The sequence below is a fragment of the Zobellella endophytica genome (assembly GCF_003012775.1).
Lineage (GTDB): Bacteria > Pseudomonadota > Gammaproteobacteria > Enterobacterales > Aeromonadaceae > Oceanimonas > Oceanimonas endophytica.
In genome coordinates this window covers 937,192-960,162 of sequence record NZ_PXYG01000001.1, presented here as the reverse complement: position 1 = coordinate 960,162, position 22,971 = coordinate 937,192, and the positions used below count along the sequence as shown (strand labels likewise).

Below are 22,971 nucleotides of genomic sequence, written 5' to 3'. Positions count from 1 at the left end.
TGGGAGTTTTGCTCACATCACAAGGGAGTTGGTTTTTTATGACTTAGTCGAGCATACAGGGTCTTTATAACTTGGCCATTAGGGCGCAATTGTAAAGCTCGCTCAGCCATTTGAAATGCTTCATCTATGTGATTTTTTTTCTCGAGTGCTAATGCCAAGTTGAGATAAATAGTAAATTGTGATGCATCCGGTGCAGTGATTTTTTTTAGCTGCTCATGGCTGAAAAAAGAATAAGGTTGATAATTGGAACCGATTTTTAGTATTTCTGCCAGCATAAGCAAAGATGTGTTCTTAGGTGACCTTTTCAGTAGCGTGCCAACACGTTTAGATAAAAATTCCACTATGGCAGCATCTCTTCCAAGTGCTTGGCTGAATACAGAAGAAAGAGAATATTCTATGATTGAGCTTTTAGATTGGATGGAATGATGAGTGCTGTTGTAGTTGAGATAGCCATCAGATGGTGTTTTATAAAGAGTTGCGAGCATCAGCTTATTAGAAGATGAAAATTTATCCTGTATCAACGTGCGCTGCTGTTCTGTTAAGATCTCTCGATAATCGAGTCTGGTTTCCTGACTGTTATCCGAGAAATATTGTAGAGCGCGATCAATGTTTGCATTGGGGACAATATCTTTCTCGGTCAAAGCAGCATTAATTATTCGTTTTAACTCTAAGGCGGAACTTGTGTAGCTTTTGTTTATTTTTTCTTCGCCAAGTGAAAATGAAGGAAAGTGCTTATTATCAATGTTAAGCAAGCTGAGGAAAGAAAGCTCAATGCGATCATTAATAAAGGTATTAAAGTCATATGGGTGAATTTTGCATTGATTAGCACCAAAATGCTCGATCCATTTTTGTAGTATTTTTCCGGAAAAATAACCACCATCACCTCCGGTTACTTTCTTAAAATGCTCCTCAAAGGTACCTTTGTAAAAATGTCGTTTAATGATCTGACTATAGCTGGAGTAAATGGTTTCCAAGGGATCTCGAAAGAAGGCAATGATGGTGACAGATCCATCGAAATCTACAAGTAGCTTCTTCATTTTCTCAGAATTAATATAAAATGATTCTGCAGATAATAAAAGATCCAGTTTCTTTTCTCGAGCAGTGGCCAGAAACTTTTCTAACGTTATCTTTGCCTGCTCAAGATTGTTTTCTGTCAATGGCAGACCAAGTTCTGTATGACCGCCCGAGATATTATTTTTATCCAGATCATGTTCGGGATAAAAAAAACCGTGTTTTTCTAATAGTTTATTGTTACTGTGAAGAAAATATTGGATAGCAGAGGTTCCACTCTTTGGCGGACCGACATGAAGCACAATGTTAGCTACCTGTTTTTTTCTTATGCTTTTAAATATCATGATGTAAACATTTACTTTATAAGAGAGATGAACAAATCGACCAACACACGGTTTTCTTCCTTAATCCGTTCTATTTCTCCACCTAAAGGCTTTACCTTTTCAATGTGGCCATAAAAGGTATTCTCAAAGTCTAGATGTGGAAAATACGTTTCATGTATGTATTTGTTATCAGCCAAAAACCTATCTAATATGACTTTTCGATTTTTACGAGGAAGTAAACCATCCAGTTTGTTATGTAAAAAAATGGGTTTACTATGAAGGCTTTCAAGTTTATTTTTTATTTCTTCATCATGCTGATCTTTGAATAATTCGGGGTGTCTGGATAAAATATCACAGATAATCGGATTGAGGCTTACATTTTGAGGGGACAGATTAACCTTTTTATCAAGAATGGGGAGTTTTGCTTTACTACAAAAATCATCAATTAAATCGTTGTTGATTAAAGCGTTACTCGTAAGAGGGGAGATGTTAAGGTTGTTTTTTCCATATACTTTCTCAAAAAAATTGATAGCTCTGAGGTAGTTAGGGCCACCTTGGTTCAAGGAGCGCTGAATGTACTGTTGGAGAGATAAACCTTGCTTATACCCCCATTGCTGCCAACCAGAGAATAAAAATGTATCTTGCGGCTTTATGTAGTAAATAACAGTTACATCTGTGAATATTTCTGAAATTGTTTTGTGAATGCTACTGCCTGGCGCACCTTCAGCGATTTGGTTTGTAAGGTTTTCAGCTGAAATGATAAGTGTGTGATCAGAAAAGCGGTTCTTAATATTTGATAGCTTTTCTTCCAGGTTTAGAAGAGAGTTACCATTAAGAATCCTTTTGAAAAAACCTCGGGGTGACTCTGATTTTTCAATAAAGTTAGGTTCATCTTGAGTTCTTAAGTTGCTATCAAGCGTTATAAACTTGTTTTTGAATAAGAAATCTCGATTATCACGCAAGAAATTTTGAATTGTTGTTGAACCACACTTAGCATGACCGGGATGAAGAATCAGCCTCATTTTATTTCCCTGTTATTAGTAGCTTTGCCATCTGAATATACAGCTAGTGTCAGATTAGGATGTGCTGGAATACTAGTCTGAGTAATTTGTTTTTTTGATGTAGCTATTTTTTATAATTAAAATTGAAAAAATCTTCAGCATAAAAATGCTCTAAGTGATTCAGTGTAAAATCTGAAATAGGAACATCTTTAGACGAGAATCCACTCTTCTTTTTTCTATCCATGATTTTAAAACCATCATAATTTAATTGCATGGAAATATCTTTGGAGATCTGCTCTATGATACTGTCCATACCGTCTTCCAGTTTAAACACTCTTGTACCGGGAAGATAAAATTGGCTTTGTGGGCGAATATGGTTATCGTAACAATATGGATTACTATTATAATTTTCCAGAGTTTTCTTTGTCCAGCTGTTCACATAATCAAAGTTCAAGCGATTGTTTTTGTCAGCTTGTTGATGACGCATGCCAAACTCAGACTTAAATCGCTCGATAGGATTGCGAACTAGCATAAAAATATAATCAAATTTATTGACTTCGAATAATGCATTGAGTTGCTCAGCATACATGTGCTGTGGAGAGCACTTTCTCAGAGGATTAAGTTTGCTATGCTTCCCACCATCGAAATAGGTCATTTCAAATTCTGAGCGTTTAAATATGGACTCTATTGTACTCCCACCTGCTTTGGGAACATGTATAAAAAGAATGTTTTTATTGTCTTTACTGAAAATAGGCATATCATTTAATCTCGTTTACATCTATTCCCACAGAGGAGAGCTTTCTGTAAATCATAGGCAATGAACCAGGGACTTTAGCTCTTTTTGAACTTCTTTCCTTGTCAAACCATACTTTAATATCATCTTTAATAAAGGAATTACATAGAGTGTCAGACCATCCTTTAGTATCAATCTCCAGTTGATGAAGTAGTGTGAATAACTCCTTCTTATCTGCAACAGTGAGGGCCACTGCTTTAGCCGGTCGTCCAGCGAGATTGAGGCCATGGATTAATGTACCCAAATCATGATATTGTAGGTTGTTACATCTTGACTTCAATATATTAGAAACAAGCCTAGTTCCAGGCCTACGGTTAATAATGTGTATTTTCGTTTTCCAAAGCCCCCGGCCTAAAAGCTGTAGTGTATGTAAAGCCGAACCTTCAGAGAAGATTAGGCGCTCGGCTGAAGAATATATTCGTAATTGTTCATGTAACGAAATAGTTTCTGGTCGAATAACCTTGATGCCTTTGGTTGCCAAAAAGTAGTCGAGATAACCCTCACCAGCCAGTTTGGCAGACATAGCCGCACGGGATATAAAGTAGGTTCCATTTTTATTCTCTGTTGCCAAGCCATTTCGTATAGTATTTTCTGTAAGAATATCCAAATATTCCTGCGATGGAGGAATGCCGCCATCGGCAGTTAATCTTTCTTGTTGAGGCAGGCAAAACAGCTTTTTGGCGAGAATGGGTTTGCTGACAATTAAAACTCTATCTTCTGGTATATTGTACCACTTTAACATATCCTGAAAAAAACGAGGAGTATCAGATAGGGTTTTTATTGAAGAGGAAGTACGTGGGGAAAAACAATAAAGTCCATCCTTTTCCTTGTATGCAGGCAGCCTGGTTAAAAAATCGGCTATTTGATGGCCGTAATGTTGAGTTATCGGGCCACACCAGAGTAATGGTGTATTGATTGTTTCTATATTATCAGATGGCTCAAAGAGTGGTTTGTCATCGACTGGCGCATCCCGATGACGGTGCCTTACTTCTATTTGTTGTTCCCAACTTGGCCATATTGGACCTCCACGATGAAAGGATAGCCCGCGGGGGTTGTCCAACAGCTCGGAGAAAGGGGTTATATAAACATCATTAAACTCGAAACCATCCATCATCTGAGATATCCATATTTTATAAGTACGGCATGATATATGTTAAAAATATCATGCCATATTATTAAGCCATTTCGGAGGGTTACTGCGCTAACAAGGTTTCATAAACCTTGATTTTATTATTTATTAATGGACCATCGGGCCTGAATGATTTCGCGACCTTCATCATTTGTAATGCAACTGGAATATTCCCCAGCTCTTCAAACATCAGGGCCAGTTCGCGATAGGTATTGGCAGTATTATCTGAACCACTTAATTTGGCATGGCAACTGTTGAAAAAAGCCTTACTCTCACTTGTGGTAAGCTGTTCTTTTTTATCAAGCGATTTTTTCAGTGTGGTGAGGGCCTGCTCCAAGCCTAAAATCTTGTTTCCAATTGATTGGGAAAGAACTTCTACCTGTGCTTGAGAGAATGTGAGATCTGTTTTCCGCTTGGTGTTTTCAATGGATATATCAATATCATATCCATTTGATTTTGCGTGCAGGTTAACAAACTCAATATCTTGAGAGAGCCTTGAAATCATGCTTTTCTGTGATTCCAGGCTGGGCAATACCACCTCGGATTTTACATCCGGTAATAAATTGCAAAGTGGATCCGCAATAAAATCACCACTAATACCCAGCTTCTTGTTCAGATGGCGCTGAAATTCCAACTCAGAGTAAGTTAATGATCTGTTTACCACTTTCTTTGCTGGTGTGGATAGTGTACTTTCTGGGATACCCAGCCAGCCAGAAAATGATGTCAACAGAGCTTTTCGTTCTTTGGAGTAGTTAACTATGGTCAGTGAGGAGTTTTTTATTTTTTCTCTATCAGATATGAATTTCCGCACATTCGCGGGCATTCTATATCCTTCAAAAAAACGCTCGATAGTATTACCGTTTCCACCTCGTTTTACACTCTGTTGAAAATCAGAGGCAGCATGAGACACAGGGTTTCTGATGTAAAGCAGTATTTTTACTTGTGAAATTCCTTCTTTTTCACAAAACTCATTGACAACATTGTAGTTGTTGGGATTGTCAATAAAGTGATGAAAAAGCATCTCACTACTGAAGAGAATGTCACTTCCCTTACTGTTTTCTAATATTTTAAATATTTGTGGTGATAGCAGCAGTCCACCATTACCCGATGTTATAAATCCTTTTTTTGCATCATCCAGGTTAATACTCGGGTATACGATGTTGTTCTTCAATAAATCGCCTACAGACAGAGCAATACTGCTTTGTATATAGCTTGAACCAGTCTTTCCATGACCGATGTGAAGGAATAAAGTTCTCATTACAATTACTCACCAATAAACGGACTGCGACCCAGATTGAAGATAAGTGGCCCCCACTTAAGAATTTCCTGCTCGTTCAGGGAATCTTTACCTCGAAGTACGGATGGAAGGCCAAATGCATGCCACTTATCATGCGGGTTTAAAATATGAAAATTCCCTAATCCCAGGTCACCAGGTAACTGGGCATCGGCAACCACATTGTCGCCTATGTGCAGGAAACTGGGGCTACCCATGTTTTGCAGCTCACTCTTCACAAAGTGCCACATGGTGCCGTTGTCTTTACGCTTTTGCTCTTCGCTCGACACCAGCAGGCGGAAAGGGGCGGTCACGCCGGCTTTGCGCAGCATCAGGCCAATTTGCTCACGGGTGTAATAGGTATCGGATACCACCCAGAGGGTTCGGCCCAGGGCATAGAGATCGTTGAAGATATCCACCATTTCGTCCTTGCCCTCGATCATGTCGAGATCGAGTTCGAACTCCTGCTGCATCAGGGGTTCGGCACGAGTTTCATCCAGGCCGAGGCGTTGCACCAGTCGCTGATAAATGGCGTCGATACGAACGTCACCCTTAAAAGCCTGTTCTTTACGCAGCTCAAACTCGGCTTCGTTGCGCAGGCCGACAAAGGCATGGGCATTATCCACCAGTCCTTCCGCGGCAAGCCGGGCTCCCAGCTTCAGCTTGGCGTAATCGGGGGCGAAGTAACGCCGGCGCACCAGGGTGTCGAACACATCAAAGCTGATGAGCTCGTGGTTCTTGATCTGGTCAAAGGCATTGCGGGCCGAATTGTGGTACTGGATGTAGCAGTAGCTTTTATCGGTGGTAAAGCGGCCGGTGGGAGGATAATAGTAAAACTGCTTGTAGCCGTTCTTTTCCGCCAGCAAGCCCACCAGCCGCTCGAGCGCGTGCAGGCTGGAGCCATCATTCGGCAGGGGCTCGGCAGGGAAGTCCTCGTATTGATACTCACGAGCCAGCAACTCTTTCAGTGCCTTGGGACGAGCCCAGAACATGCCGCCGACCGGATAGTTGATAAAGTCACTATCCAGGCTCATGCCAAACTGCTCCAGCCATTCCCCGGTATGGGGTTTGTTTACCGTCCAGTGGTTTACCCAGTTGGGCATCATCCAGAACGAGGTGGGGTAGTACACTCCCAGCTCTTCATTATCGGCAAAGGCATTCAGCACCCGGTTGATGACGGCGGGATCGCGCAGCAAGTACTCGGTCAGATACTCCGACCACTGAGACTGCTCCTTGCCGGAATAGAGAGATTTCTTCGAGTGCAGGTGGCAAAACAGATCATAGCCCCGCAGCTCTTGTGCGTATTCCACCAGCAGGGGCCCGAAGTTGCGTCCCCTGTTGGGAACAGCGCGTACCTGAACCTGCCTGACCTGGCCTATCTTCTGGAAAACAGAGGTGGCTTTCCTGGCCAGCTTGCCGTCCGCCAGGGTAATGAACACATCAACCGGCATGGGAAAGCGCCGCAGCGCATCGGCAAAACGATCGATAAAATCCTCATAAAAGATATGCAGGCAAATGGCTACCTTCTGCTGGCTGGCCTGCTCGGTCAGCTTGCGCTTGGTGGACACCGGTTCTTTTGGGTGCCACTTGGTTACCGCACCGACATGAAAGCGACCTTCATGGCGGCCACTGAGAATATAGTGCTTCAACGGACTTTGAACACTGGTGTACACGTCCATGTTCAGGCGCTGATAAATTTCACCGTCAAAGGCGGGAGAAGGATTGACCGGAGCAAAACGGGATTTATGCAGGTAATCGTCGAAGGCGTCCCGGGCAGAATCGAACCTGCCACTGTAGGTGGACTGATACCAGTCACTGTTGAACAGCCCCAGGTCGACAGCCTGTTGAAAAATACTTGCCGTGTTCTCTTTTCTTTTTCGTTTTTTTTGTTTAAGAAATTTAATCGCTTTTTTAAGCATAAACTGAGCCCATGAAATGGATAGTATCGACCATCGCTATATAGCGAACAAGTCCAACGGATTGACAATGCCGTTGCCTGAAATATCGTCATCGGCCGAGAATAAATGCCACACTCCGGGCGGCAGGGCACTACGGGAGCTTAAAAAGGTTTTGTAAAGCAGTTCTATCTCCTCCACGGAGTAATCTACCCCGTGCCGCAACGCATGGGCCACACCCTCTACTGCACCATGGTGTACCGCTTGCAGATCCTGGAAGTGGCGCTGGGTGGCGGCTTTGCGGCCATAGTAGAAGCGAAACCGGCCATCGTGTTCCTGGCGGATGTCCACCACCTGGCCATGGGGGGCGGTGAGCAGGCACTCGATGAACAGGGAGCGGTCCAGCAGGTGGTAGCCGTCTCCCAGGGCAACGCCTTCCTTGAAGGTGCCCTGCATAAAGGCCGTATGCTGGTCCACTTTGGCTGCACCGGGCTTGGTGGCAATAAAGTAGAAGCCATGGGTATCCCGTTGCAACAGCCGGGTCAGCAACTTCTGGATGGTGCCAGAATACCCCACATCCAGCAGCAGCAACTTTTCGGCATCGGCAAGCCCCTGCTGTTGGAAATAGGCGCACACCCCGGCCCGTGTTGGCGCAACCAGTGCCTGAAGCGGGGTGTTGAACTCGGAGACGCGGCTAACCAGCTGATCCATATCCTCCGGCAAGTTGATGGCCTGCTCCAGCAGCTCGGAGGGGAGTACCGACTCGTATTCGTGGCGCTGCAGCCCAAAACGGCTGCTGAACAGCTCGCTCACCTTGCCGTTAAAGCTGTTTTTGAGGGCGACAGGCCATAATTCGGGCTCGCCCAGCAGGGCCCTGAACAGCAGGGTGCGGGAAACCTTGACATAAACCGGGGCGGAAGGCAGTTCCAGCAGCTGTTGCTGCTGCAGATGCTCCAGCAGCTGTTGCAACAACCAGCCCTCGCGCGCCAGGCAAACAGGTGTAAATGTTCCCGGTTGTTCAGCCAGGGCTCGTACATAGCGGGTGAGCATGGGGGTCAGGAACAGGCCCCCGAACTCATGGCAGGTACGATAAGTGGGGTGATGCATGGTAGCTTTATCTCATGTTGAAGATATCAGGGCTTGCACTTTCTGCCTTCCTGCTTACCAAAAAGCAGATAATGAGCAAGCGGGTTGAGCTTGCTATCTGCCAGGTCAGGATGATTTTCCACATACCAGCGGGTATCAAATTCCGGGCCCGGATTGCGCAGCTCCTTGGCACCAAAGAGTACAAAGTGAACCAGGGGGTTCAGTTTGCTCTCACGCACATCTTTATTGTTTTCGAGGTACCAGGATGAATCAAAATAAGGATTGGGATTACGAGCCTCGAAGCCGCCAAATTCAATGTAGTGTAACAGCGGATCGGAGCAGGAAGCGGGGTTAAGAACAATGTCAATGTTACGATGAAGATACCAGGATTCATTGAACAGGTTACTATCTTCAATGGTTTTCTTTATCTCTATCAGTTCAGGCTTTATTTTCCTGGCCTGGACCAACTCTTTGCTTATTGCTTTGATGTGTTCGATAAGTAGCGGAGTGATGCTGTTATTTGTGCTTGATGTGTTTGTTGTATTCATGGCTCTACATTAAAATAATTATGGTTGATTGCTACAAAGCTTGGTGATTATATCCAATGTTAAATTTAGGTTTGCTTCTGGAGGTGGATCCCATGGCTCATCTTTAGAAGGTAATGGTTCGTAAAAAAGAGCTCCATTCTCTCTGGATAAATACTCCTTTGCTATAAAACAGTAACTTTCTTGATGCTGTTCGATCAGCTCTAACCTTTCTGAAGGGTTGAGGTTGAAGACCTTTTTTTCATCCATAATTTCACAAGAAGATAATATTTTCGATATCGTGATGTTTTTTATATGAGTGTTGATATCTTCTTTTCTATTTATGCTGTCGATGAGATCCAACAGTTTCACAGGTACTGATGTGTTCATGCTTGACTTAGGTATGATATAGCTTGTCGCATCCGAGACTTTAATGCAGTCGAGGAAGTCGTCATAAAGAGAGCCATTCTTGAACTGCATTCTCTCAAAGGGACGTACAATAATATTTTCCCTCCCAAACACGTCACTCCAGAGTTCAAGAAGTACTTTATAATCAAGATGCTGTTTTTTTCTTGTTCCCAAGTTGGAGATAAAACTTTTTATACCCTTATCCCATGATGGACAGGGTGTTGTTTTAACCGCTTGATTATACAATGACTCAAGCCACAAGTCATGACGCCGCAGGTAGATAATGATTTTAATATTGTAATCCTGGAATGCTTTTTTTACACTCTCAGGAGATCTGGACAATATAAAATATTCAGAGCTGATAACAGCATTATCTATTCCTGTGCTTTCCAACTCTTGTTTCACTTCGGAGATAATATCTAGTCTTTCGTTTCTATTCAGTTTTGGACCGTAGCCCAGTACATCACTTATATGATAGTGAGCTGAATTGAATAACCCAGCTTTGGGATATACTACATTATCGTTAAGTAGCCTATCTTGGTTGGATGCTAAAAATTTTTGTAATGTAGTTGAACCGTTTTTGTTTGCACCAATATGGATGTAGAGCGTTCGTTTTTTGGTATTCATAAGGCTGAAATATTATCCTTTAATTTTACTTGGATTGTAATTTCCTTATTTTATTATCCAGTTTCACAATGGCCTCAAAAGCTGAATGTAGCATACTTTCCAAGTCTTGGGTGGGAATCTCTACGTCATTTTCAAGCGACACTGTTTTTGTGCGATAATAATCCAAATCCCACCAGCGTGTGTCGGCTACCAGTTTTCTGTATTGCTCTGCGTCATCAATAAATATTTCTTTCAGCTTTTCGTTTGAATCAGAATAGTATCTTAACAAATCATCAACCGTGTCCAGGTTCAATACCCAAGGCGTTTTTTGCGGCTCAAAGTCCAGATGTCTAGCAAGCACAAACTCGATTGCTGATGCGTGTTGAGTTGGCCTGAGATCTCGGTGTTTTTGGAAAAAACGGAGCAGACTTCCTGGTAAACTTTGATTGCTTCTTCCTGTTTCTGGATTGTTTATGCCTAATATACCAGTAAAGTCCTCTAAAATATCATCTGGTAATAACTTGACATGAAGCTTTTTTATCCAGGTTTTTTTAGACCATTGTTGGATCAGTTCATACCAGCAGGCCTTCTTCTTGTTGCGTTCCAACCATTGTTCAAGACCAAGATCGGACCAAGCTCCCCACTGCCACCATGCCGAGTTAAGCCACTCTATTTGAGGACGCAGGTATATAATCGCTTCAACTTCAACTTCAACATCATGACATTTTTCTAAAAAAAAAGGAAAATCATCCTCAAAATGTTGAGGGTTAGGTCCCCACCCCTCATTAGATAAGATTACTAGTTCATATTTCTTCGTTAACTCAACAAAGGACTCCTTTACTCTTTCTTTTTCAGCATGAGGAGCAATGCTTAGCTGTTGATAGTTGTGAGACGATATATGACCGTGTGCAGATTTCTTGGCTGACTTTAATAATTCACCGCCATAAAAAAGTTTGCCTTCCTTATGCATGGCAGCATAAGCGATTTTGGGTGTTGTGATATCAATTAGTTGTTTGCTGCTAAAAAAACTTTGTAAGGCACTTGAGCCACACTTTGGCATTCCAAGATGAAGAATAACTTTCATAAAATAAAACCAGTGGTTATAAGCATATAATACCCATACTTGAAAAGTTAAAGCGTTCTCAAGCGCTGAACAAGAGTTATTTTGAAAGGCCTAGATCAGGAAAGTCAGTTTTATTGAAGGTCTTATCCAGAAAATGCTTGTATAGATCATCATGAAAGTCATGGTAGTAATCGATTACATTAGCGTCATCAAAGTGTTCATCGAACAAACCCGCCATGTCACAAAATTTAATAACTGTTTGACGGTTTGACATCGCATATCTGCTTACTATTCTTCTGGAAAAATCTGTGCTTAAAAACGCATTCTTTTTACCCGGGACTGAAGGGAAATCATACTCAGATATATTTTTAATAAATCGTTGATATGTCTGGGGGTCAATATTTTTTTCTTTATTGAATCTAGCCAGATAGATTAACCCTAGCGGATTGATACTTACATTGGATTTTTTATTAAGATCCGCTTCATCAATGATTTTAGTGTGATCAACCTTCAGTATATCCCTAAAAAAACTTTGAACCAAAACTCCAGACTTTGCTGCCTTATCATAGGAGAATGCTCTGACTTCTGATCCAGGAATATTCTCTTTCCACCGATGTAAAAGACGATGATAATTAAATCTTTGTTCAAAATTATGATACATGAAAAATTTAAAAATATCGTCTGAAAACTTCACGTCAAACATCTTTACATGTTGGTTGTATTCAGATTCAAGATATTTATCCTGTCGCCGCAGGAAGGCAACAACTTCTACTGAATGATCTTGTAGCTTTTCTCTTAAATAACGGAAATCATTAATGAACTCAAACTCTTCGGAGCTAAGGAATATGGTATGAGATGATCCGCAAGTATGCAATATATCATTGATCAGTTTATCGGCAAGTTCGTGGTTATTGTTCTTTACTGCCCACGCGAGTTCGTGTTGGCCAGCTTGGGAGAAGAAGCCGACTGGGTAATGTATTCCATGGTCTTTCAACCTTTCGTGATTTTGGGCGCATAATTTCTGAATTAGAGTGCTTCCAGTTTTATGTGTTCCAATATGAATAATGATTTTCATTGTTATGTAACCATTGAAGGCGGCGTTATTGTTGAATAATTTGTATTCTGTGTGAAGCAAGTTTGGAAATTTTTTTAATAAGTACTTTGCTTGTTAACACAGAATACTATTTATACTCTCGAAAGAAGAACACTCAGCGTACTAAGTTAATAAGTGCTTCCAGCATAACGAGGGTTGTTGCTTCTTTCGGGACAACAACACCAAACCCTGCTTTCCTTACCCGCTCCGCCGGGGCACCGATATCCGTTACCACCGGGCACAGCTTGAACTTGAAGGCATAGCTCAGGGTATAGGAGAAGGTTTCCGGCCACTGGTTCGGGAAGAAGCTGATATGCGGCTGATAGGCCTTGACCAGGGATTCCAGCTCATCTTCTTCGTACTTACCGGTAACAACGATATTCTTGTATTCTTTCAGTTTTTCGTCGTTCATGGTGTAGCCGAACACAATGAACTGCAGCGGCAGGCCGCGTTCTTCGGCAACCCTGGCGCACTCCAGCAGCTGATAATACCCCTTGATATCGCTGATGCCACCGAACAGGGCAACCCGAATGGCCCCTTCCACCTGCCTGGGCGGCTGGTAGCTGGAGGGAGTGTCGTCCTCGGGGTGGGGCTGGGAGATAAAGTTGGCACTGATCCCATGGCGTTGCAGGCGTTCCACTACATCGTCGGCACCCGCATACACCTTGGCGGCACCCTGGATGATATTGGAGAAAAACGCCTTGTAACGGCCGATATCGCCGTCGCGCTCATCCACAAAATGCTGCAGCGCGGGGTTGCTGCCGTGAATTTTCACGCAGCTGGCACACTGGGCTACATCCGGCTCGCCACAATATTTGCCGGAAGAAGTGCTCAGGGTAATGCGCGGGCAAATCCAGGCATAATCGTGGATGGTCATTTCATATTCGAAATGGCCGGTCAGCCATTCAAGCATGGAAGAGGAGAAGCCAAATGGCGAATGGATATAAAGTTTGGTAATGCCCAAACGCTTAATATCGGCCTTGAGTGCTTCTTCTTCATGGGCCTTGTACTGCTCGGCATGCTCTGCTTCGAAGAAGCCCAGCCACTCCGGGTCGGTCATTTTCACGTTGAGCTCGGCATTGCCCTTGGCATCCATCCGCAGTACCAGGGCGTTTGCCCCACCCTGCTCATGAATGGCCGCCAGATCACGCACATAACGGTCGGTGCCGCCGCCAAAGGAATGGGCGATATGCAGAATACGCTCCTTGCCCAGTGTCTGGTTGATCAGCTCGATATTGATGTTGCGGCGCAAGGGCGCGATGGGATCCGCCACCAGAAAACGCTGAATTACCTGATCGTAGAAAGGATAACGCTCGGCGATTTTCTTAGCGCTTTCAATGATCCGTTGCAGTTTCTCATCGCCAAAGGAGACATTGCCCCGGTGCACCACAAAGGTGTCGGCAGTAGCCACATGGCGCCAGCCGCGAGACAGGGCCTTGAGGCACAGGTCCACTTCTTCCCCATAGCCGCGCCCCCAGGTCGCGGCATCGAACAGTCCCACCTCATTCAGGCACTGACGGCGGATATACATGCAGAAGCCAATGGCCACCGGCAGATCCACCAGTTTGCCCGGGTTGAGGCGGGCGGCTACCTCGTCCACTTTTTTGGCCAGTTCGGGGCTGTCTACCGGCAGTGATTTACAAATATAGGGGAGGCTGACAATTTCGCCATTGTTGGACAGGGGGGTGATGGTGCCGATAGTCGGGTCCTGGGCGGCAGCATTCATGATCCGATCAATCCAGCCATCTTGCACCACGGTATCGGCATTGAGCAGGATCACATCCTTACCGCCGGCGGCGATAATACCGATGTTGACGGATTCGGAGAAACCGCCATTCTTGGTGCGATGAATAATGCTGAGGTGGGGGTGCCCTTCGCGTTCTACGGCGTCCAGCAGCTTGACGATCAACGGATCGGGGGAGCAATCGTTGACGATGGTTATCCGCGCCGGGGTAGTGTTTCTGGCACCCAATACGCTGGCGATGCACTCGGCGGTTTCGATATTGCCGCCGTAAACGGGAATAACCACCTCAACCCCAGGCTCGTTCCGCATTCTGGGGGCGACCCTGTAGGAAAACTCGGTGGCGGCAGTGGCGCTTTGTATCAATGGCGCATAGGCGGTAAGCAGGTTCCTGGCCAAGCCGGCATCGGTGGTGGCACACTGATTGGCCATGGCCACCAATGACTCATATTGGTTGGCCAGGCTAACTTCCGCCACAATGAGTCCGGTGTCTGCATCCCGCAGCAGCAGGCTGCCGGCGGTGGCTGTAATACGTTCCTTTACCGCCAGGGTGAAACCGAGAATGGATTTGGGCAAGTGGTAAGCTTCTTGCACATCTTGGCGCTCCAGCTCGGCCGTTGCCTTGCCCACCACCCTGCCTTCATACAGCGCCTCCAGCCTCAGCGGCAGCGGGTGCTGGTGGCGAAAGGCCCAGCCGCTCACCTGGTTAAAGTCGGCCGAGTCAATATTAAGCTGGTAAGCCGGGTAGCTGAGCAGGGTGGCGTCACTGCGCACCACCACTTCCTGCTCTGTTACCACCAGGGCATACACATGAGGCTGGCCGTTTTGCAGTGATTCGGGGAGAGCCCATTTGCCTTGCAGCACATGCTGTGCCGGGGCGCTTTGCCCCTGTTTGGGGCGGGCCAGGGTCATGCTGCCGGCCTTTTGGCCATCTACATACATGTCGGCGGCGAGGGTAGCGCCGGGCCAGCCTTCTGCCTCCGCATGGACTACCCCCTGGCGAATGGTACCCAGGGTTAAACGGACGTTTCCGGCCAGGTTTAGTTGCTGGGGGCTGCCGGGTAAGGACGCGCCGTTTACCCTTACATCCACTTCGCTGGTGAGCCGGTTAAGGGCCTCGGAGGGTATGCTCAGGTTAAAGCCAACCCGCTCGGCGGAAATGCCGGCTATACGCAAGTCCGGCCGGTATTGGTGGGTTTGCTTGCGTGTGATCAGCTCATCGTTGATATAGAGCTCAATGGTAACCGGGGCATCTTCATCCGCATATTTTGCCCAACCGCCCACGCTCAGGTCTGTACTCACAAAATCCAGGGAGCCCTGCAGAGGCTTGTTGGACTCGGGCTTGGTAAAGCGGAGGGTAACGGGCTGCGGGGTAATGTCTTGCGGAAATTCCTTGACTCTGAGGCTCACCTCATGGTCATGCTCGTCGGCCCATTCCGCCGGAAACAGTATATTGAATCCGCTAAAGCCATCGCTCAGACCCTGTCCCTTGAGATCGGAGCGAAAGTGGTTTGCAGGTATCGTCAGCTTGACTTCCTTATCGACCACAACTTCCACCGTGAGAATGCTTGGCAGGTTTTGCGTGTCGCATACCCAGCCCAGGGCACAGTGGCCATCCAGATGATCTAGGTGCGTGATAATGTTTTGTTGGTTAACGATGCCGCCTTTTACTTGTTCCATCCCAGAGTCCTTTGAAGCTTTTTTAATTTAGTAGATAAATACGCAGGACAAGACACATGCCATCAGCTTAAGCTTGGTGCATGTGCCACTCCGTGCTGCCTTTTCTGAATGCCCGCCTTCGCGGGCATGACTACAGAATCGGAGCACGAGCTTGTCGGCCGGCTGAAGCCACGCTGGTGAAATGATTACTGGTAGCTGCCATCCAGGATCTGCTGCCACCAGGCCTTGTTGTGCAGATACCAGTCAACGGTTTTCTTGATGCCGGTTTCAAAGGTTTCCTGCGGCTCATAACCCAGCTCGTTGCGGGTTTTGGTGGCATCGATAGCGTAGCGGCGATCGTGGCCGGCACGATCTTGCACATAAGTGATCAGGCTCTCGGCCTGGCCCTCGATGGCGGCGCGGGCCTGGCCGAACTGCCCGGCCAGGGCCGGATCTTCGGCGAAGGCCTGGTTCATCAGCGTGCAAACCAGCTTGACGATGTCGATGTTCTGCCACTCGTTATGGCCGCCGATGTTGTAATTTTCGCCAACCTTGCCCTTTTGCAGCACCAGTTCGATGCCACGGGCGTGGTCTTCCACATACAGCCAGTCACGGATCTGCTTGCCGTCGCCATACACCGGCAATGCCTTGTTCTGCAGGATATTGGTGATGATGAGCGGGATCAGCTTTTCCGGGAAGTGGAAGGGGCCGTAGTTGTTGGAGCAGTTGCTGGTGGTGACCTGCAGGCCGTAGGTGTGATGGTAGGCACGCACCAGATGGTCGGACGCCGCCTTGCTGGCAGAATAGGGCGAGTTGGGGGCGTATTGGGTATTTTCGGTAAAGGCCGGGTCGGTCGGGCCCAGGGTGCCGTAAACCTCGTCGGTGCTGACGTGGTGGAAGCGGTGGGGCAGGGGTTCTTTGCCTTCAGCCCCGGGCTCGTCGATCCACACCTGCTTGGCGGCCTTAAGCAGGCTGTAGGTGCCGATGATGTTGGTTTCAATAAAGGCATCGGGCCCGGTGATGGAACGGTCTACATGGCTTTCGGCGGCAAAGTGCACCAGGGTGTCGATGCGGTGCTCTTTCAGCAACTGGGTCACGAGCGCGGTGTTGCAGATGTCGCCATGCACAAAGGTGCAGTGGGGATGCCGTTCGGCCTCGGCCAGACTGTTGCGGTTACCGGCGTAGGTGAGGGCATCCAGCACCACCACCCTTTGCTCCGGATGCGTTTTCAGCCAATAGTGTACGAAGTTGACGCCAATAAAGCCGGCGCCGCCGGTAACCAGAATGTTTTGCATGTTTGGTTCTCTTCAACTGAAATATCTGAAAATGAATCGTAGCTGGCGATAATGTTTTGGAGTATTGCTATAACACCGCTGTTGTGCTGGCGATTGTTTTTATGGTGTGTTGCCGAACACGTGGGGTGCCGGCCGGGCGTTCAACAGGAAGAAACTGGAATTATTACTCTCATAAGCCGATAGGTACTCAATGCTGGCTGAACGGAACAGTGCCGCTTGGCAGCCGCAGGGTGCATGCTTTACAACCGGGAAAAGGCACGCTACCGCCCTTGGGTTACAGCCCCCAATCTGCTGATGTTGTTGCTATTTTGTCTCATTTCCTTTTTGCGCCGACGCCAAGGCTGGGCAAAGCGGGACTGCATGTTAGCACCCTTGACGGCCGCTTTCGAGCGGGCCGAAAACAGATGGTTATGTAATCGCCCATGGCGCCATGCCCGCGAAGGCGGGCATCCAGGGCCGGAGGGCACCGGCCCCGGTGCGGATACGCTGGGACTCCCACCTTCGCGGCGCGATCGCCTCTATTTTTTTACCTTGGTGTTATCCGGACGAGCCTTGCGATTTTCCGCTTGGCCAAAGCGCAGATAGTGCACCAGCGGGTTGACTTTGCCATCCAGCACATCCTTGTTGGTGCGCAGATAAAAACTGGAGTCAAAGCCGGGGCCCGGGTTGCGCCCCTCGAAACCACCGTAGAGCACATAATGTTCGGCGGGGTTGTCGGCGGAGGGTTTATGGGCGGCCACGTCGGTATAGGTTTTGAGATACCATTCGGCATTGAACAACCCGCTTTCTGCCACCAGCGCGACAAATTCCTTCATTTTTTGCCGTTCTTCCTCGGTCAGCTCCAATCGTACCGGTTGTTGGAGCTCCGGCTCCGGCTCCGGCTCCGGCTCCGGCTTGGCAGCAGGCGCTGTGGGGGAGCTTTCAACAGTAGGCTCGGTTTGGGTTGCTTTTATTAGTGCAGGTTGTGCTTGCGGCTTTGCACTGGCCGACGCACGGGCTTGTTCCGACTGCTCGCGCTCTTCTTCCAGCATCTGGGTCAGAATAGCCAGCTCGTTATAGCGGGTTTCTTGTTCCGCTTTCAGTTCGGCCAGGGCCACTTGTGCGGCGGACAGCTCTGCCTGGGCCGAGCTCAAGGCTGCCTGGCTGATGTTTTGCTCATTGCGGGCGGCATCCCGTTCCTGCTCTGCTTGTTGCAGTGACTGACGGACGGCGGCCAGCTCGCTTTGATTATGCTCGGTTTGCTTGCGCTCTTCCTCCAGCGTTCTGGTCAGGGATGCAAGCTCTTGGAAACGTTGCTCCAGAGAAGCTTGCATGCTGTTGAGCTCGGCTTCCAACTCGGCAATGCGGTGGGTAAACTGATCCGGTGCTTTAGGTGCTCTTTTTTTATTCACGAAACTATTCCAATAAAAGGGTGATTTGAATTCTGCCGGCAAGGCTGAAAGCCTGGCATGTGCACTGATAGCTATTCGCACTGCTTTTCATGCTTTCAGATATAACCAGTAACCATTGCTCAGTTAGTTATTTAGGTTTAGCTTTTTCATGTAAATGGATAGTTTGTTTCTGATGAAGGGGCCATCCGGTTTTATTTGATTGGCTTGTTTCATCAGTAGGTACGCTTTCCGTATATTTTTTTCTTCATGTTGGAGGGCTAGATCTCTAAATAGTGTGGCGCGTTCATTAATGCTTTTTACAAAATCCATGATTAACTCAGAATGAATTGGCTTGCTTTCCTTTATTGATGTGGCTGAGTGTGTCAGAAGCTGATGAGGAACTGCGTTAAAATCTAATATCCTTTGAAGTGTATCCAAATCATCACATTCAATTAAAATTTCCTTCATGATCCTATGGTTTTGTTTTTGTAGCCCTATAAGCTCAATGAAAGCTGCTTCATGAAGGTTTTTTTTGTGCAGGATCCGAGCTCTCATCCTCTTTATTTCATCAGATTTTGGTGTGTTTTGATGGCATGTTGATGAGATAAAAAGAGCTATGTTGGTCAGTTCCTCCGCTTCACTTTTAATGGCGGTGTTTAATATGTATATGACTTCGTGAATATTGAGGTCGTTATCTATTGCTCTTCGCTTTATCTCGCTAATACACTCCGTGTTGTGGTGATGCGTAGCCAGATATTCAATGGATTCTTTTGTTTTCGATTTTATTGTCTGCCTAATGTCAGTTACATTGAGAGTGTCGGTTGCAACTTCGAACAGAATTCTTTTAAGACCATATGTTTTGTTGACCATCGGTGCTGAGGGATGGTCGGAATAGGTTACTTCTATCGCTTCTGCTTTTGTTTTAGCCAAAATGGACTCGGCGTGAAATTTATCCAAGTGCTTATCATCATAGAAGATATAACCTTCACGGCTAATGCACTTGTTGCTAGCTATAAAGTCATATTTATAATCTATTTGACTAAACTCAAATCTATAACGATTGTCGCTAGGGTGCATCTGAGTCGGGTCGATGGAAAATTGAGGCGAGATGGCTATAAATTTATGTGCGTTCAGTGATTCGGAAAAATTTATCGCAGCAAAGCCTCCCATGCTTGCACCATAAGTAATTATCTTGGAATTATGAGGTGTTTTTTTTAAGATTATATCAATCACCTCATGAATTTCATGGGATTGATACCAATGATTTTTGCTGGTGTCAATGTTGAACTGGTTAAATCCAAGATCGAAAGCTACTGATTTTCCGAAGTAATTTTTAAATTCTACTGGGTTTTTAGGGTGTTTGTCCGGTGACCATGGGTCAAATATTACAAAGGTTATCTCTGCTTTGTTATCGAGATAACTTAATCTGAGATCTTTTCCAGAAAATAAAACTTCCATCGATGCTCCTTGTTAACATGTTGTGTGTCAGCTATCGATTATCATTTTCATGAAGCTTTCATGATGGATGAGATGGTGCTTTTATTATTGTTGTGAATGGTGGAAATAAAATAGCACCATCTCATTTTCTCAGGGCAGTAATTCATCCGGTGCGGTAAAGAGCCTGGCATCCGGATTGGCCGGCATATACAAGTCGGTAATAGAGTTTGCGGCCGCGTGCCATTGTGATGCGGCATCCTGATAGTCTTTGCGTGCTCCCACAAACTGGGTACTAATATGGGTGGCGCTGGTTTGAGTAAGAGATGTCGACAAATTTCTGCCAAACGATAAAGGGACACCCGGCAGGGCATCACCGATGGCCTTGTCACCGTAAGCGGCCAGGATGCGGTGGTAATATTCGGTATCAGCGTCGGCCCGGACCTTGTCCCAGTATCCCAGCTCTTCAAATACCTGGCGGCGGAACATCAGCGACGATGCATTACGGAATATCCAGCCCTCTTCCATGCGCCAGCGGTGGAAGAGCATGTCTGTAGAGCATCGCACCCAGTGGGAAAAACTGGCCATCCATTCATGGTTGCCTTGTAGCGCCTGCATTTGCAGCGCCAGCTTTTGCGGATGTGACCAGTCGTCACTATCGTGCACGGTAATAAATCTGCCTCTCGCCTCGTCCAGCGCCCGGTTACGGGCGGTGTAGGCCCCCTGATTGTGGGGTTGAGTGATTACCTTGATGCAGGCATGGCGCTCGGCAAACTGCCGGGCGATATCGAGGCTGCCGTCCGTTGAGGCATCATCCACCACCAGCACTTCCAATGCTCCCGGCTGCTCCTGCTCCAGGGTTTGCGATACCAGGCTCCGCAGGGCGGTGGCCAATGTGGCGGCGGCGTTGTACAGCGGCATAATCACCGACACCAGCGGAGCCGTCAGCGTGGGGCGGGAAGGCTCGATGATGGGCGGAGCCAGGTTGTCCAGGCTGAGGGGGTGCTGCTCGTTAATCAGGGAGACGGTCATCAACCTCTTGTGCTGCCAGGGGTGGTTGATCCGGCGCAAGCGCTGGGCATTCCACAATTGTTGCAGGGCATCGGGTGGATTCGTCAGCTGTCGTGCCTGGGCGCTGATAAGGTTGGCCTGGGCCAGGGAGCAGTCGTAATAAGTTGGGGCCTGGCTTTGCAGCTGTTCCAGTCGTTGCCAGGCCTGGGCCAGGGCGTTGGTGCGGATGAGAGCATCGGCTTCCAGCAGGGCTGCGCCGTTATGTGCAGGCAAACGCTGGGAGTGCAGATGGCGGCAAGCCAGTGCCTGCGCCGCCTTGGTCCACTGCTGCGAGGAGGCGTACCAGCGGCCCAGGGCAAAGGCGGCAAAGGTGGCTTCGCGCCAGCTGCCCGTGGTGAGCAGGCTGTGCAGCGCCTTGAGGCAGGTGGATTCCGGCGCCTCTTTGCGCCAGAGTTTGGCATCCCACTCCATGGCTTGCACCGGACCCGGCTGACGGCCTTCTTTTTCGCCGTGGCGAATAAAATGCAGCAACGGACTCATGCCGGAAGCGGCAACGTCGGTGTATTGGTTGCGGTACCAGCCGGCATCGAACTCGGGCCCGGCCTTGCGCCCCCAGGGCTCGCCAAAACGCAGATAGTGCTGAGCCGGGCTCATGCCCGAGGCGGCTACATCGGGGTACTGTGCAAGGTACCAGTTGGCATTGAACCAGGGACTGTTTTCTATGTGCTCGATGTCTTTTTGCATTTGATTATGATCTTGACTGTTTGATTGTCGTGATTGGTGGCTTTGACAAAGCATTGGAGCCCATTGGCAACAGAAGGCTCGCCGCCTGTGAGTGTGAAAATTACCATAGCATTAAAAAGGGCACGACAGTATGAGCCGCAAGGCGGTTACATGGCCTCGGCAATATAGCCGGCCAGTTGCCGCACCTGTTGCGCCTCGGCGCCTTCCACCATCACCCGGATCAGCGGCTCGGTGCCGGACTTGCGCAGCAGCACCCGGCCGTTGCCAGCCAGTTTTCTTTCCGCCTCTGTTACGCGCTGTTTGACCGCGTCGCTTTCCAGCGGGTTGCTGCCGGCGGCAAAGCGCACGTTCACCAGCTGCTGGGGGAAGAGGGTAAGGCCGGTGCGCAGTTCCTTAAGGGTAACCCGCTGGCTCACAGCGGCACGCAGCACCTGCAGGGCGGCGATAATGCCGTCTCCGGTGGAATTGTGGTCAAGGCTAATGATATGGCCGGAGTTTTCACCGCCCAGCTTCCAGCCGTGCTGCTGCAGCTGCTCCATCACATAGCGGTCGCCTACCTTGGCGCGCACAAAGGGAATATTCTGCTCGGCCAGGGCCAGTTCCAGCGCCATATTGGTCATGAGCGTGCCCACCACGCCACCGCCCAGGGATCCCTGGCGTTGGGCGTGTTGCGCCAGGATGAACAGCAGCTCGTCGCCATCCAGCAGTTGGCCGGTGTGGTCCACCATGGCCAGGCGATCGCCATCGCCATCAAAAGCAATGCCCATGTCGGCCCGGTATTGCTTAACGGCGGTGATGAGGGCGGTGGGGGCGGTGGAGCCGACCTGATCGTTGATGTTCAATCCATCCGGGCTGGCGCCGATGGTGATAACCTCGGCGCCCAGTTCCTGGAATACCGCCGGGGCAATGTGGTAGGTGGCGCCGTGGGCGCAGTCCAGCACAATGCGCAGCCCTTCCAGGCTTAGCTCGGACGGAAAGGTGCTTTTGCAAAACTCGATATAACGGCCGGCGGCGTCGGTAATGCGGCGGGCCTTGCCCAGCTTGTTGGAGGCCACGCAGTCCATGGGCTGCTCCAGCATGGCCTCTATGGCCAGCTCTACCTCGTCCGGCAGCTTGGTGCCGTTGTGGGAGAAAAACTTGATGCCGTTGTCGTAATAGGGGTTGTGCGAGGCACTGATCACTATGCCGGCCTCGGCCCGGAAGGTGCGGGTAAGGTAGGCAATGGCCGGGGTGGGCATGGGGCCGAGCAGGGCGGCATTCAGCCCGGCGGCGGAAAGGCCGGCTTCCAGCGCCGATTCCAGCATATAGCCGGAAATACGGGTGTCTTTGCCGATCAGCACGGTTTGGGTGCCGGTTTGCGACAGTACCTTGCCGGCGGCCCAGCCCAGTTTCATCACAAAATCGGGGGTAATGGGGAATTGACCGACCTTGCCGCGAACGCCGTCGGTGCCGAAGTATTTTCTAGTCATAATATGCTCGGTATATGGAATGATTTGATAAGGAGCAGTAAAA

17 protein-coding genes are annotated in these 22,971 nt (G+C 48.0%); all 17 read right to left on the bottom strand.

Annotated features, from left to right (window positions below):
- Positions 1 to 17 precede the first annotated feature (17 nt).
- A complete protein-coding gene (locus C7H85_RS19500; RefSeq protein ID WP_146140420.1) occupies positions 18 to 1,355 on the bottom strand; it encodes a tetratricopeptide repeat protein in 1,338 nt (445 codons plus the stop codon).
- Between the two features lie 11 nt (positions 1,356 to 1,366).
- Positions 1,367 to 2,356 (bottom strand): hypothetical protein, encoded by a 990-nt coding sequence (locus tag C7H85_RS19495; protein WP_146140419.1) that lies wholly within the window; start codon positions 2,354 to 2,356, stop codon positions 1,367 to 1,369.
- Positions 2,357 to 2,459: 103 nt separating this feature from the next.
- A complete protein-coding gene (locus C7H85_RS04340) occupies positions 2,460 to 3,092 on the bottom strand; it encodes a sulfotransferase family 2 domain-containing protein (RefSeq protein ID WP_106728446.1) in 633 nt (210 codons plus the stop codon).
- Between the two features lies 1 nt (position 3,093).
- On the bottom strand, positions 3,094 to 4,242 hold the full coding sequence (locus C7H85_RS04335) for a glycosyltransferase 61 family protein (protein ID WP_106728445.1): 1,149 nt from the start codon (positions 4,240 to 4,242) through the stop codon (positions 3,094 to 3,096).
- A 79-nt stretch (positions 4,243 to 4,321) separates the two neighbouring features.
- Positions 4,322 to 5,515, bottom strand: a complete 1,194-nt coding sequence (locus C7H85_RS19490; protein ID WP_146140418.1) for a hypothetical protein — start codon at positions 5,513 to 5,515, stop codon at positions 4,322 to 4,324.
- 5 nt (positions 5,516 to 5,520) lie between these two features.
- Complete coding sequence (locus C7H85_RS04325; protein WP_106728443.1) at positions 5,521 to 7,449, bottom strand: rhamnan synthesis F family protein; 1,929 nt, start codon at positions 7,447 to 7,449, stop codon at positions 5,521 to 5,523.
- Positions 7,450 to 7,485: 36 nt separating this feature from the next.
- Positions 7,486 to 8,532 (bottom strand): HAD family hydrolase, encoded by a 1,047-nt coding sequence (locus tag C7H85_RS04320; protein WP_146140417.1) that lies wholly within the window; start codon positions 8,530 to 8,532, stop codon positions 7,486 to 7,488.
- Positions 8,533 to 8,558: 26 nt separating this feature from the next.
- A complete protein-coding gene (locus tag C7H85_RS19485) occupies positions 8,559 to 9,059 on the bottom strand; it encodes a hypothetical protein (protein ID WP_146140416.1) in 501 nt (166 codons plus the stop codon).
- Between the two features lie 18 nt (positions 9,060 to 9,077).
- Positions 9,078 to 10,070 (bottom strand): hypothetical protein, encoded by a 993-nt coding sequence (locus C7H85_RS19480; protein ID WP_146140415.1) that lies wholly within the window; start codon positions 10,068 to 10,070, stop codon positions 9,078 to 9,080.
- 25 nt (positions 10,071 to 10,095) lie between these two features.
- Positions 10,096 to 11,133, bottom strand: a complete 1,038-nt coding sequence (locus C7H85_RS19475) for a hypothetical protein (RefSeq protein ID WP_146140414.1) — start codon at positions 11,131 to 11,133, stop codon at positions 10,096 to 10,098.
- A gap of 76 nt (positions 11,134 to 11,209) precedes the next feature.
- Positions 11,210 to 12,187: a hypothetical protein gene (locus C7H85_RS19470; RefSeq protein ID WP_146140413.1), complete on the bottom strand. Its 978-nt coding sequence runs from the start codon at positions 12,185 to 12,187 to the stop codon at positions 11,210 to 11,212.
- Positions 12,188 to 12,320: 133 nt separating this feature from the next.
- Entirely contained in the window at positions 12,321 to 15,626 is a 3,306-nt protein-coding gene (locus C7H85_RS04310) for a glycosyltransferase (protein ID WP_106728440.1), read from the bottom strand.
- A gap of 185 nt (positions 15,627 to 15,811) precedes the next feature.
- Entirely contained in the window at positions 15,812 to 16,900 is a 1,089-nt protein-coding gene (gene rfbB / locus C7H85_RS04305) for a dTDP-glucose 4,6-dehydratase (RefSeq protein WP_106728439.1), read from the bottom strand.
- Positions 16,901 to 17,418: 518 nt separating this feature from the next.
- On the bottom strand, positions 17,419 to 18,291 hold the full coding sequence (locus C7H85_RS04300; RefSeq protein WP_146140412.1) for a hypothetical protein: 873 nt from the start codon (positions 18,289 to 18,291) through the stop codon (positions 17,419 to 17,421).
- Between the two features lie 123 nt (positions 18,292 to 18,414).
- Positions 18,415 to 19,728 (bottom strand): hypothetical protein, encoded by a 1,314-nt coding sequence (locus C7H85_RS04295; protein WP_146140411.1) that lies wholly within the window; start codon positions 19,726 to 19,728, stop codon positions 18,415 to 18,417.
- A gap of 129 nt (positions 19,729 to 19,857) precedes the next feature.
- Complete coding sequence (locus tag C7H85_RS04290; protein WP_210433554.1) at positions 19,858 to 21,459, bottom strand: glycosyltransferase family 2 protein; 1,602 nt, start codon at positions 21,457 to 21,459, stop codon at positions 19,858 to 19,860.
- 146 nt (positions 21,460 to 21,605) lie between these two features.
- Complete coding sequence (glmM, locus tag C7H85_RS04285) at positions 21,606 to 22,928, bottom strand: phosphoglucosamine mutase (RefSeq protein ID WP_106728436.1); 1,323 nt, start codon at positions 22,926 to 22,928, stop codon at positions 21,606 to 21,608.
- Between the last annotated feature and the right edge of the window lie 43 nt (positions 22,929 to 22,971).

Bases quoted from the DNA above. Each gene is read 5' to 3' on its own strand.
- C7H85_RS04310 (WP_106728440.1), bottom strand. From the start codon at position 15,626: ATGGAACAAGTAAAAGGCGGCATCGTTAACCAACAAAACATTATCACG.
- glmM (WP_106728436.1), bottom strand. From the start codon at position 22,928: ATGACTAGAAAATACTTCGGCACCGACGGCGTTCGCGGCAAGGTCGGT.
- C7H85_RS04295 (WP_146140411.1), bottom strand. From the start codon at position 19,728: ATGGAAGTTTTATTTTCTGGAAAAGATCTCAGATTAAGTTATCTCGAT.
- C7H85_RS04325 (WP_106728443.1), bottom strand. From the start codon at position 7,449: ATGCTTAAAAAAGCGATTAAATTTCTTAAACAAAAAAAACGAAAAAGA.
- C7H85_RS19480 (WP_146140415.1), bottom strand. From the start codon at position 10,070: ATGAATACCAAAAAACGAACGCTCTACATCCATATTGGTGCAAACAAA.
- C7H85_RS19500 (WP_146140420.1), bottom strand. From the start codon at position 1,355: ATGATATTTAAAAGCATAAGAAAAAAACAGGTAGCTAACATTGTGCTT.
- C7H85_RS19475 (WP_146140414.1), bottom strand. From the start codon at position 11,133: ATGAAAGTTATTCTTCATCTTGGAATGCCAAAGTGTGGCTCAAGTGCC.
- C7H85_RS04335 (WP_106728445.1), bottom strand. From the start codon at position 4,242: ATGATGGATGGTTTCGAGTTTAATGATGTTTATATAACCCCTTTCTCC.
- C7H85_RS19490 (WP_146140418.1), bottom strand. From the start codon at position 5,515: ATGAGAACTTTATTCCTTCACATCGGTCATGGAAAGACTGGTTCAAGC.
- C7H85_RS19485 (WP_146140416.1), bottom strand. From the start codon at position 9,059: ATGAATACAACAAACACATCAAGCACAAATAACAGCATCACTCCGCTA.
- C7H85_RS04320 (WP_146140417.1), bottom strand. From the start codon at position 8,532: ATGCATCACCCCACTTATCGTACCTGCCATGAGTTCGGGGGCCTGTTC.
- C7H85_RS19495 (WP_146140419.1), bottom strand. From the start codon at position 2,356: ATGAGGCTGATTCTTCATCCCGGTCATGCTAAGTGTGGTTCAACAACA.
- rfbB (WP_106728439.1), bottom strand. From the start codon at position 16,900: ATGCAAAACATTCTGGTTACCGGCGGCGCCGGCTTTATTGGCGTCAAC.
- C7H85_RS04340 (WP_106728446.1), bottom strand. From the start codon at position 3,092: ATGCCTATTTTCAGTAAAGACAATAAAAACATTCTTTTTATACATGTT.
- C7H85_RS04290 (WP_210433554.1), bottom strand. From the start codon at position 21,459: ATGCAAAAAGACATCGAGCACATAGAAAACAGTCCCTGGTTCAATGCC.
- C7H85_RS19470 (WP_146140413.1), bottom strand. From the start codon at position 12,187: ATGAAAATCATTATTCATATTGGAACACATAAAACTGGAAGCACTCTA.